We start from the raw sequence: 10,100 nt of genomic DNA, 5'->3' as shown, positions 1-10,100 counted from the left end.
GGGCGCCTACCTGCAAGCCCGTGGCTTCAGCCACGGGTAGTTGACATGTACAGGGCCCGGCTCAGGCGGACACCGTATTCCGCGTCGGGGTTGGTCGCGGTGTCCCCGACCCTTTCCTGGATCGCTGCGACCGCCAGGTCCCGCCTTTTGGGCAGGCGTGCGGCATCTGCTGCCTCCAGTGCGGTCGGCATCTCGTGTCGGGTGAGGTCGGTGCAGTAGCAGGGCGCCCCTGGCTGCTGCCGCCAGGACTGCGCAAGCGTTCCGGCATCGAATGCGTCGAACCCGGTGTCCTCGACGAGAGCCATCCCCACACCGCGCTCCCTGTCGCTGTCGGCCGCAATCGGGATGGCGATGCGCTCCGGGTCTCCCGCGGGCTTGTCCTTCCTGGCCAAGGAGTCGGAACCGATCGCGTTCCATGCCTTGACCACGGGTCGGCCCAGTTGTTCGGCCACCCACAGGCTTTCGACCTGGCCTGCCTCGATGGCCGTGATCCTGTCGTCACGCATCGGATAGTAGTTCGACGTGTCGATGACAACCGTCTCAGCAGGCACCCCGGCAATCAGCGGCGCGATCTGCGCAAGGCGGTTCATGGGGATCGACAGGATGACGACGTCCACGTCCACCACGGCTTCGGCCGCCGCGACCGCGCGCCCTCCCGAGGTCAGCACGTCGGCCTCGATGGTGTGCGGGCCGCGCGAGTTGGCCACCTTCACGTCGTGTCCGGCAGCGCTCAACCGCTGGGCCAGGGTCTTGCCGATGTGTCCGACTCCCATAATGCCGATCTTCACAGTGGAGCTCCTTCGTGGTGATGTTTGTGGTGAAGCGGAACTGAGCGGCCCCCACGCTGTTCTCACGCCGACGCCTCGGCGGTGGACGTCGGCGACACACCTGACCGCAACATGAGCAGGCGCCTGAGACGACGTGCGCCGGCCAGGGCTGGGTGTTGCAGTTGGACGGCTCCTTCTGCGCGCCCTCCAGCACCGCACCGATGTCGGTCGCGGGCACCGGGGCCGGGAGCAAACCCCGCACTGAGCGCCGAGAGCACACGATGCCCGAGAAGGCACGGAGACTGTCAGGCACAACGGTTCCTTCTGGGCAGGGTCAGTTCACGCGTACACCGCACGACCACGTCCTGGTGGTGCGCGGTGGCCGCGCCGCTACACTAGGACCTGACATCGGTGTCAGGGGCAAATCGGGGCGGAGGCCGCTCATGCGGATCGGAGAACTGGCTGAGCAGACCGGGGCCAGCGTGCGTTCCCTGCGCTACTACGAAAAGCAGGGCATGCTCTCCAGCGAACGCAGCGCCAGCGGGCAGCGCCACTACGGCGAGGACGCCGTGAGCCGCGTGGTGTTGATCCGGCAGTTCTTCGCTGTGGGGATGAACAGCACGACCATCGCCGCGCTCTTGCCACACATCAAGAACAACGGGGAGCGCTGCCCGCCGCAGGTCCTGCGCCAGCTCGTCTCCGAACTCGAGCGCATCGACACCCAAGCGGAGGAGCTGGCACGCGCACGCCAGACCCTGGGCGACATGGTCAAGGCAACCGAGGAAGCCATGCGCGGCGAGTGAACACCGCCTGAGCCACGGCTGCCCGTTGACTATCGCGCCTTGGTGCCGTCCTGCTGCCCCGGCAGATCACCCGTGCGGGTCACTTCCACCTTCGGGTCGGTGGGGAAGGTGTAGGAGCCCAGGAAGTTGATGTGGCCGAACCCCAGCGGGGACAGCCGGGCGCACAACTGCTCCGTCGCGGGCAACCCCTTGGCCTCAACGTCGATCCCGGCGTAGACGAAGGTCGCCGAGATCCGCCCGGTCACCCCGTCATCGAACACCGCCATCACGTCCAACGGGGTCGTGCGGATCTGCACCAGCTCGCCCGGCCGGTTCGCCACCGTGCGCGTGAAGGCCCCTTCCGGGCGCTGGGCCAGAGAACGCCGCGTGGACGCTGCCCAGTACGAACCAGCAAAAGGTGCCGAACCCAGCCGCCGCGATGGCGGCCGATCGATCTCCGACAGTCATCAGGGATATGGCCGCGATGTAGGGGCCGGCGATGACAGGCAGCGCATATCCGGGATGGAGCTGCTCGAGGCGCAGTGCTCCGCTCAGCCAGAACGCGAGCATCTGGGCCGCGCAGAGGGCGAGCATCGCGACCCACAGAACACACAGCGCCCGGGCAGCCACAGCAGGGAGGTGGTGCGCGTAGTGCATCGTCAGCAGCAGTGCGACGATCGGAACGTAGGCGGGGAACGGACCCGTGGTGGGGTGACGCATGTCAGCCAGCAGATACCGAAACCGGCTCGGGGTCGTGGGGGCACGTGCGACGACGACCGCGAGCCACCATGCGCCGCTCGCGGCAATGAGCACCTCACCGATCGCAGGTGCCACCCCGAAGCGTGCGCCGGCAGCGCTCCAGGCGGCCCCTGCCCCGGCGAGGCGGAGAGCGAGGGCAAGCGTCGAGTAGGTCAGCTTCCGCTCGGGTCGGGGCAAGGAGTCGACCTGTTCGCCGACGGGCGTGGCGGGCGCGACCCGGAGGAGGTGAAGATGTTCACCGGATTCATGCCGACCATCGCGTTCTTTCGCCGGGTCGCCGCGCAGCCCGTTGTCAGTCAAGGCTGAGGATGACGTCGACCAATAGCTCTGGCTGTTGCTCCTGCAGGAAGTGACCGGCGTTGGGGACCTTCACGTGATCCCGTCCCTGCGCGCCTGGGACGTGGTCCTGGAAGGGCCGCTCGAACGCGAGCGTGATGTCCTCGTGTTCGGCGAAGGCGGTGAGGAACGGCTTGTCGAAGGCTGTCAGTCCGGCCCAGGCGCGGCTCAGCATCGAGGCGGGCGGGTCCGCGGCGTCGAGCGGTACGAGTTGCGGGAACCGCCGTGCGCCGGCGAAGTGCCGTTCGGTCGGGAAGGGGGCGTCGTAAGCGGCCGCCTCCGCCTCGGTGAGGACGTGGGCGGTCTGGTTGAGGGCGCTGTCGGGGCTGCCGACGGCCCACGAGGCGGTCAGGCCGGGCGACTCGGACTGCTCCAGCCAGCGCAGGAACGCGGCGGCCGCGGGGTCGAACCGCTCCGGAGTGAACGCGGCCATGACCTCGGGGGCGGCCAGGCCGGTGTTGGCGGCGACAACGGCCGCGAACCGGTCGGGCGTGAGCCCGGCGTGCACGAGGAAGATGAACCCGCCCCAGTCCTGCCCGAACAGGGTGATGTCCGTGAGACCGAGCTGGTCCAGCCAGGCCCCGGTCCAGGCGACGTGGGACTCGTAGGTGTACGCGGCGGTGTCGACCGGCTTGTCGGAGCGGCCGAATCCGATCAGGTCTGGGACCAGGACGCGGCGGCCGGACGCCACCAGGCCGGGAATCATCTTGCGGTAGAGGTAGCCCCAGGTCGGTTCGCCGTGGGCGAGCAGCACCACCGGGCCGTCGGAAGGCCCCTCGTCGACGTAGTGCATGCGCAGGCCCTCACCGACCGTGGCGTACCGGGGCTCGTACGGCCAGTCGGAGAGTCCCTCGAAGCGCGTGTCCGGTGTTCGTTCGATGTCCATGGCGCCACAGTGTACACCGATCGGTTTCCACCTCGTCCGAAGCGGGATAATCTCGCAGTATGACCATCGAAGCGAAGCGAAGTTCCAGAGAGCGCCTGCTGGAGGCGGCGGCCGCACTCACCTACCAGGACGGTGTCGGCATCGGCATCGAGGCGCTGTGCAAGGCCGCGGGGGTGTCGAAGCGCTCCCTGTACCAGCTGTTCGACAGCAAGGACCACCTACTGGCGGCGAGCCTGGAGGAACGTGCCTCCGCCTTCGTGGTCGGACTCCTGCCCGACGCGGACGACGGCCGTTCTCCCCGCGAGCGGATCCTGCACGTCTTCGAGCAGGTGGAGACGCAGTCCGCCGCCCCCGAGTTCCGGGGCTGCCGTTACCTGGCCGTGCAGATCGAACTCAAGGACCAGGACCACCCCGCGAGCCAGGTGGCCCACCGGATCAAGGCAAACCTGACCGAATTCTTCCGCTCCGAGGCCGAACAGGGCGGTGCGAGCGACCCCGACCTGCTGGCCCGGCAGCTCAGCCTGGTCTTCGACGGCGCCAGCGCCCGCGCGGGAATCCGGGCCGACCACCTGGCCGGGCTCATCACGCCCACGGTGACCACCCTGCTGGACGCGAGTGGCGTGCACTGACTTGCGCATGGAAACCGATCGGTTTACTGTAATGGTAAACCGATCGGTTTCACTATGAGTGCGGGAGTCCATGATGACCACGAATCGGCCGGTGGCGCTTGTGACAGGTGCGTCGTCCGGCATCGGTAGGGAAACCGCGCTCGGGCTGGTCGCAGCGGGGTTCGACGTCGTCGGCACCAGTCGCGACACCTCACGCGTCACCCTGCTCGACGGAGTCACGTTCGTCGACCTCGACGTGGCGAGTGACACGTCGGTCACCGACGCGGTGCGGCAGGTGGTCGAGAAGTTCGGACGGATCGACGTCCTGGTCAACAACGCCGGTATCGGCTCGATCGGTGCGGCCGAGGAGACCTCCGTCGCGCAGGCCCAGGGTGTCTTCGAGACCAACGTCTTCGGGGTCATGCGCATGGTGAAGGAAGTCCTGCCGCACATGCGCGCCCAGGGACGCGGGCGCATCATCAACCTCTCGTCCGTACAGGGGTTCATCCCCGCCCCCTACATGGCCGTCTACGGCGCGTCCAAGCACGCGATCGAGGGCTACACCCAGTCCCTGGACCACGAGGTCCGGGAGCACGGTGTCCGGTCGCTGCTCGTCGAACCCGCCTACACCAGGACCGGATTCGAGGCCAACAGCGGCAAGCCCGACACGCCCCTGCAGGCCTACGCGCGGCAGCGAAGCACCTTCGACCGCCTGATGGCGGACGCGATCAAGGACGGCGACGACCCCGCCGTTGTCGCCGAGGCGATCGTCGAGGCCGTGACCGACACGAAGCCGAAGGTGCGCTACGCCGCAGGCCCCATGGCCGGACGCGCGCGTATGCTCCGCTTCGCTCCCGCCCGGGTCTTCGACAAGCAGATCCGCAAGCTCGCCGGGTTGACCGGCTGACGCCCCCGCGCCCGGACACACCCACCAGCAGAACACCCACAGGGAGCAGTACATGACCGAGACGCGGATCGAGTCCGACGTTCCGGCGCAGATGCGTGACGGCACGGTGTTGCGCGCGGACGTCTACCGGCCCGGCGGCCCGGGGCCGTGGCCGGTGCTGCTGGCCCGGCTGCCCTACGGCAAGCAGACGCCGGTGGTGGCCATGACGCTCGACCCACTCGCGGCGGCCAGGCGCGGCTTCATGGTCGTCATCCAGGACACGCGTGGCCGGTTCGCCTCCGAGGGCGAGTGGGAGCCGTTGACGCACGAGGAGAGCGACGGCTACGACACCGTCCGGTGGGCCGCTGCCCTGCCCGGCTCGAACGGTTCCGTCGGTATGTGCGGCGGCAGCTACTTCGGCAACACGCAGTGGATGGCGGCGCTGTCGAAGCCACCGGAGCTGAAGGCGATCGCACCCTTGATCACCTGGTCCGATCCGCACGACGGACTGTGGACGCGCGGCGGTGCGATCGAACTCGGCATCACCGTGCCCTGGTCGCTCATGCAGGGCGCCGACACCCTGATGCGTCGGCACAGCAACGACCTCGACGGGCTCGTCAACGGCATCACCGCTCTCGTGCGGGATGTGGACGGCCTGGCGAGCGGTGGCTACGAGGAGCTGCCCGCCGGGCGGTTTCCCGCGTTCGCCCGGCACAACCTGCCCGAGCTGGGCTACGAGCGTTCCCGGCGGGAGCCCGAGTGGGCGCGGTCCAGTACCGTGGCGGGTCGGCACGACGACGTGGACCTGCCCACCTTCCAGCTCGGCGGCTGGTACGACATCTTCAGCCAGGGCACGCTCGACAACTTCACCGCCATGCGCCGGGCCGGCCGGTCCGCGACGCTGGTCATGGGCCCGTGGACCCACACCAACTGGGGCCATGTGGTCGGTGACGTCAACTTCGGGTTCGGCGCGAATTCCGAGTTCATGGGCCTGCGGGGACGCGTGCAGGACATGCAGTTCGACTGGTTCCAGCGCGTGCTCGGTGCAGGGGCGGACGGGGTCGAGGGCGCGGGTGGAGGCGGGGCGCCGGGGTCCGGGCCCGAACCGGACACGGGCCGGGTGCTGCTGTTCACCATGGGGGTCGACGAGTGGCGCGAGGAGACCGAATGGCCCCTGTCGCGGGCCGTGGACACCGACTTCCACCTTCGCGCCGACGGACGCCTGACCAGTGAGCCCCCGTCCACCGCCGAAGGGGTCGGGGAGTTCACCTACGACCCCATGGACCCGGTGCCCACCACCGGCGGCGCACTCCTGATGTCGGAGGAGTTCCGTCCCGGCCCTCTGGACCAGGCGGCCGTTGAGGCGCGCGAGGACGTCCTGGTCTTCACCACCGAACCGCTCACCGAGGACGTCGAGGTGACCGGCCGGGTCCGGGCGGTGCTCTTCGCCGCCACGGACGGGCCCTCGACCGACTGGGTAGTGCGCCTGTGCGACGTCGACGAGCACGGTGTCTCCCGCAACGTGGCCGACGGCGTCGTGCGGGTGCGCGCTGCCACGCCGGGCGAGGCGGCCGAGCACGCCGTGGACCTGTGGTCGACCAGCATCGTCTTCCGGGCGGGCCACCGGATACGGCTCCAGGTCACCTCCAGCAACTTCCCGCGCTGGGACCGCAACCTCAACACGGGCGAACCCGAGGAGAGCGCGACCACGGCCCGGGTGGCCCGGCAGCGGGTCTTCCATGACCCGGCCCGGCCGTCCCGCGTCGTCCTGCCGGTGGTCGCGGTCCGGTAGGCGGCCCCGGTCCGGACACCGGATCCACACGGGCGAGACAGCCGACGCCGTCTCGCCCTTCGGTGATCCCGCGGTCCGCGTCGATCACCGCCCATGGCCCCCGACGTCGATCAACGCGCGCGATTTGCCTCTGGGAAACCGATCGGTTTACAGTGATGGAAACCGATCGGTTTCCTATTTCCTGGAGGTAGTCGTGACAGCGATCAAGGGCGCCAACGTCCTCGTCACCGGAGGCAGCCGCGGCATCGGCAAGGTGCTGGTGAAGGAGCTCTTCGCGCGCGGGGCCGCCAAGGTCTACGCCACGGCCCGCGACCCGCGCACGGTGACGCATCCCAACGCCGTTCCGCTGGCGCTGGAGGTCACCGACCAGGACTCCGTGGCGGCCGTCGCCGAACTGGCCCAGGACGTCACCGTCCTGATCAACAACGCCGGTGCCTCGGTCGGCGCTTCGTACCTGGACTCCCCGATGGCGGACGTGCGCCGGGACCTGGAGACCAACTTCTACGGGCCGCTGCTGCTCACCCGGGCCTTCGTGCCGATCATCGAGCGCAACGGCGGGGGCCACGTCCTCAACGTCCACTCGGCCCTGTCCTGGCTGGCCGACGGCACCCCGTACAGCGCCTCCAAGTCCGCCCTGTGGTCGCAGTCCAACTCCCTGCGCCTGGCGTTGCGCCCGCGCGGCATCGCGGTGACCGGGCTCCACGTGGCCTACGTGGACACCGACATGGCCGCGGGCGTCGAGGCGGCCAAGGCCGACCCCCGCGACGTCGCCGTGTCCGCGCTCGACGGTATCGAGGCGGGGGCGGACGAGGTGCTGGCCGACGACACCTCGCGCCTGGTCAAGTCACTGCTGTCCGAGGACCCGGCAACCATGTACGCGCACCTGGGGCAGTAGCACGCGCACGACTCATCCGACAAAGCCGAGGAGAACCTCATGGCAAGCTCGATCACTCACCGCTTCGTCGACGTGAACGGCGTCAGACTGCACATCGCCGAGCAGGGGCAGGGGCCGTTGGTCCTGCTGCTGCACGGCTGGCCGGAGAGCTGGTACTCCTGGCGACACCAGATCGGCGCGCTGGCCGCGGCCGGGTACCGCGTCGTCGCCCCCGACCAGCGCGGCTACGCCCGCAGCGATCAGCCGTCGGACGTGGGGTCCTACACCCTGCTCCACCTCGTCGGCGACGTGATCGCCCTGATCGATGAGCTGGGGGAGGAGCAGGCGGTCCTCGTGGGCCACGACTGGGGCGCCCCCGTCGCCTGGACCACGGCCATGCTGCGCCCGGACAAGGTCCGCGCGGTGGCCGGGCTCAGCATCCCGCCGATCCTGCCCGGCGGGCTGGTCCCGCCCTCCATCACCCGTACCCAGTACGGCGAGGGCTTCTACCAGGTCTACTTCCAGCAGCCGGGAGTGGCCGACGCGGAGTTCGCCAAGGACATCCCGACATCCCTGCGCCGCTTCCTGGTCGGTGCCTCGGGCGACAACCCGCTCGGTAAGGAGCCCCGACCGCTGGTCGTGCCCGAGGGTCTGGGCCTGCTGGACACCATGCCGGAGTCACCCGAGCTCCCGGCCTGGCTGACCGAGGAGGACATCCAGGTCTACGCCGATGACTTCGCCCTGCACGGCGAGCAGGCCTTCACCGGCGCCTTCAACTGGTACCGCAACATCGAGCGCAACAACGAGCTGCTCGCACCCTTCCGGGGGCGCGGCATCGACGTTCCCGCGCTGTACGTGGTGGGGGATCGCGACATGGTCACCACACTGCGAGGCCCGGACGGGCTCTCGGTGGGCGACCTCCTGCGCGGCGCGGGCGGGCCGGGCAACCCGATGAGCGCCGTCGCGCCGCAGATGCGCGCACCGGTGGTGCTGCCCGGATGCGGCCACTGGACGCAGCAGGAGCGGCCAACCGAGGTCAACACCGCACTCCTTGACTTCCTCACCGGTCTCGACGCCCCGGCGACCCGATGACGCCCCGACCGACCCACGCCGACCGACCCACCCCCTAACAGACAGAGGACACACTGATGCCAGAGCGCAACCCCATCCTGATCACCGCCGCCGCGGGTGGAATCGGCGGTGTGAGCCGAACGATGGTCGACCTGCTGCTCGAACAAGGGCACCCGGTACGCGCGTTCGTGCGGCAGGACGACGAGCGCGCGGACTCGCTCCGCCAGGCGGGGGCCGAGGTCTTCGTCGGTGACCTGCTCGACATCGCCGACGTGACCGCCGCGCTCCGGGGCTGTCGCCGCGTCTACTTCAGCATGAGCCTGTCGCCGTACTACACCGACGCCGTCAGCCTGATGGCCGCTGCGGCGCGGGCCCAGGGCGACATCGAGGCCTTCGTCAACATCTCCGAGTTCGAGCAGTCGTTCATGACGTTCGAGCAGATGACCGCACCGGAGGAGGAGCGGCGCGCACGGCTCGGCGGACTCATCGCGAACTGGTCGCCGCAGCAGCGGGCCCACTGGGTCGCCGAGCAGGTGCTGGACTGGTCCGGCCTCCCGGTCGTCAACGTGCGGGCCGGCCTGTTCGTCGAGAACCCCCTTGTCACCTGGCTGGCTCTGGGCTCGCTGGCCGACGGTGAACTGCGCCTGCCCTTCGGACCCCATGAGCTTGCGCCCATCGCGGGTTACGACGTGGCGCAGGCGTGCGTGAACATCCTGACCGACCCGACGCCGCACATTGCGAAGTCCTACGAGCTCACCGGCCCGGAGCTGAAGGACTGGCACGGGTTCGCCGAGGACTTCGCGGCCGTGCTGGGAAGCCCGGTCGCCTACGTCCCCGAGGACGTCGAAACCTGGAACAAGACTTACGTGGACCCCGCCATGGCCGAGTATCCGCACACCGCCGAACACCTGAAGACCCTGACCCGGCTGATGGGCGGCGGCGGGTACGGCGGTATCACCGACGAGCTGGAGCCCCTGCTCGGGCGCCGGCCGAAGACCGTGCGGTGGGCGCTGGAGAACAATCCGCGCATCCGCAAGGTACTGGCCGGTGAGTCACTGAGCGGCCCGCGCCGGTAACGGCAGCACATCCGGCCCGGACACGGCATCCCGCCGCGCCCGGGCCCGCTCCCTGGTTGTCGGTGCCCGGCGGCAACGTCCGGGAACCGCCGCGTGCCAGGTCCGCGACGCTGCGTCCGGCACGAAACATCCGGCAGAGGTTCTGGCGGCCTGCGTGTACGCAGTGTGCTGGAAGACCGGTGGGTGCGGAGCGTGGCGGCTCCACCTGCGGGGAGCGGGATCGGTTGTTCGTTGTGGCGCCGAGGCTCGGAGAGCACTACCGG

11 protein-coding genes and 1 pseudogene are annotated in these 10,100 nt (G+C 69.4%); 7 read left to right on the top strand and 5 right to left on the bottom strand.

Features of this window, described 5'->3' with window-relative positions; translation table 11 throughout:
* Positions 1-26 precede the first annotated feature (26 nt).
* Positions 27-854 carry an NADPH-dependent F420 reductase gene (locus tag D457_RS0128740; RefSeq protein ID WP_083926893.1) on the bottom strand — a complete coding sequence of 276 codons (828 nt, stop codon included), beginning with the start codon at positions 852-854 and terminating at the stop codon, positions 27-29.
* 70 nt (positions 855-924) lie between these two features.
* Positions 925-1,029: pseudogene (locus D457_RS37610) on the bottom strand (nitroreductase); the annotation flags it as partial.
* Between the two features lie 181 nt (positions 1,030-1,210).
* Between D457_RS37610 and D457_RS0128735 the strand changes: the two are divergent.
* Positions 1,211-1,570, top strand: coding sequence for a MerR family transcriptional regulator (locus D457_RS0128735; RefSeq protein WP_017584123.1), 360 nt, complete (start codon positions 1,211-1,213; stop codon positions 1,568-1,570).
* 29 nt (positions 1,571-1,599) lie between these two features.
* Here D457_RS0128735 and D457_RS0128730 read toward each other — a convergent pair whose 3' ends face one another.
* From D457_RS0128730 to D457_RS0128725, 3 genes are read right to left on the bottom strand one after another with little or no spacing between them, the layout of a single operon-like run.
* On the bottom strand, positions 1,600-1,836 hold the full coding sequence (locus D457_RS0128730) for a hypothetical protein (protein ID WP_152514402.1): 237 nt from the start codon (positions 1,834-1,836) through the stop codon (positions 1,600-1,602).
* Positions 1,820-2,608, bottom strand: a complete 789-nt coding sequence (locus tag D457_RS36005; RefSeq protein ID WP_152514401.1) for a TDT family transporter — start codon at positions 2,606-2,608, stop codon at positions 1,820-1,822. The genes D457_RS0128730 and D457_RS36005 overlap by 17 nt, the downstream gene beginning before the upstream one ends.
* Positions 2,601-3,530, bottom strand: a complete 930-nt coding sequence (locus D457_RS0128725) for a haloalkane dehalogenase (RefSeq protein ID WP_017584121.1) — start codon at positions 3,528-3,530, stop codon at positions 2,601-2,603. Before D457_RS0128725 ends, D457_RS36005 begins: the two co-directional genes overlap by 8 nt.
* A 59-nt stretch (positions 3,531-3,589) precedes the next feature.
* Between D457_RS0128725 and D457_RS0128720 the strand changes: the two genes are divergently transcribed.
* The 6 genes from D457_RS0128720 (at position 3,590) to D457_RS0128695 (ending at position 9,837) form a co-directional block, all read left to right on the top strand.
* Positions 3,590-4,159, top strand: coding sequence for a TetR/AcrR family transcriptional regulator (locus D457_RS0128720; protein WP_017584120.1), 570 nt, complete (start codon positions 3,590-3,592; stop codon positions 4,157-4,159).
* Between the two features lie 70 nt (positions 4,160-4,229).
* Complete coding sequence (locus D457_RS0128715; protein ID WP_017584119.1) at positions 4,230-5,045, top strand: oxidoreductase; 816 nt, start codon at positions 4,230-4,232, stop codon at positions 5,043-5,045.
* A 52-nt stretch (positions 5,046-5,097) separates the two neighbouring features.
* Positions 5,098-6,816, top strand: coding sequence for a CocE/NonD family hydrolase (locus D457_RS0128710; RefSeq protein ID WP_017584118.1), 1,719 nt, complete (start codon positions 5,098-5,100; stop codon positions 6,814-6,816).
* A 193-nt stretch (positions 6,817-7,009) separates the two neighbouring features.
* The gene (locus D457_RS0128705) at positions 7,010-7,711 is read left to right on the top strand and encodes an SDR family oxidoreductase (RefSeq protein WP_017584117.1); all 702 of its coding nucleotides are present in this window, start codon (positions 7,010-7,012) and stop codon (positions 7,709-7,711) included.
* Positions 7,712-7,750: 39 nt separating this feature from the next.
* Complete coding sequence (locus tag D457_RS0128700) at positions 7,751-8,782, top strand: alpha/beta fold hydrolase (RefSeq protein WP_017584116.1); 1,032 nt, start codon at positions 7,751-7,753, stop codon at positions 8,780-8,782.
* A gap of 56 nt (positions 8,783-8,838) precedes the next feature.
* Positions 8,839-9,837: an NAD(P)H-binding protein gene (locus tag D457_RS0128695; protein ID WP_017584115.1), complete on the top strand. Its 999-nt coding sequence runs from the start codon at positions 8,839-8,841 to the stop codon at positions 9,835-9,837.
* The last annotated feature ends 263 nt before the right edge of the window (positions 9,838-10,100 follow it).

This window comes from Nocardiopsis valliformis DSM 45023 (genome assembly GCF_000340985.1).
Lineage (GTDB): Bacteria > Actinomycetota > Actinomycetes > Streptosporangiales > Streptosporangiaceae > Nocardiopsis > Nocardiopsis exhalans.
Note: the sequence above shows the minus strand (reverse complement) of the source record. Positions and strands in the feature narration are given on the sequence as shown.